An 869-nucleotide genomic window follows, 5' to 3' on the forward strand; every position below is an offset into this window, starting at 1 on the left:
TATCAAATTCGTTAGATATACGTTAAAATGCGTTGAATATTTTGTTGGATAAATACATAGGCAAATGATAATTCACCCGTAAAAGACACGCCGATTTAGAGCGTGTTGCCCAGACATGCCCCAAGCCCCATGTTAAGGAAAATCCCATGGACATGAACGCCCTATCCACCATTGACCCCACCAGCCTAGGCGATAATGTCCCACGTCGCCATGGGCAAATCGTCCCGTCCCTCGCCCGTGCCTTTTTAGCATTGACAGGTTGGCAGATTGTGGGCGACATTCCCAACATCAACAAAGCCGTCCTGCTTGCCGTACCCCACACATCTAACTTTGATGGGGTGTACGCCATTCCCACCTTGCTCGCCCTTGACGTGGACATCAAGATTATGGGCAAAAAAGAGCTGTTTAAACTGCCCGTCATGTCGCATTTTTTGACGTGGGCAGGGGTCATTCCCATTGATAGGGACAAAAAAGGCTCGGTACTACAAGCCAACATTGACCGCTTTAAAACTGGCAAACCGTTCTTTTTGGGGTTAGCCCCCGAAGGTACTCGGGGTTATACCGATGAGTGGAAAACAGGCTTTTATTATATTGCCACAGGGGCAGGCGTGCCTATCTTGCCTGTGGCGATGGATTATAAAACCAAAGAAGTCCGCTTTATGACCTTGTTTTATCCCACAGGCGACATTGAGGCGGATTTGCCTAAGATTTATGCCTATTATGACGGCGTGGAAGGCAAGCATGTTGATAAAATGTCTAAGCCACTACAAGATTTAAAAAAATAACTAAGATTTAAACATAACTAAGGGCGGATACATCGCCCTTTTTAACAATTAATTTAAGTTCGTCTCCATTTTCCATTTTCCATT

General features: G+C 45.3%; 1 protein-coding gene. It reads left to right on the plus strand.

Going from position 1 to position 869, the window contains the following annotated elements; all coding sequences use genetic code 11:
- Positions 1-146: 146 nt before the first annotated feature.
- Complete coding sequence (locus tag B5J93_RS12065) at positions 147-785, plus strand: lysophospholipid acyltransferase family protein (RefSeq protein WP_079326600.1); 639 nt, start codon at positions 147-149, stop codon at positions 783-785.
- The last annotated feature ends 84 nt before the right edge of the window (positions 786-869 follow it).

This window comes from Moraxella equi, from assembly GCF_002027555.1.
In the GTDB taxonomy this organism is placed as follows: domain Bacteria; phylum Pseudomonadota; class Gammaproteobacteria; order Pseudomonadales; family Moraxellaceae; genus Moraxella; species Moraxella equi.

What these genes read in the sequence shown, in the direction of transcription:
- B5J93_RS12065 (WP_079326600.1), top strand. Translation starts at nt 147, where the DNA reads ATGGACATGAACGCCCTATCCACCATTGACCCCACCAGCCTAGGCGAT.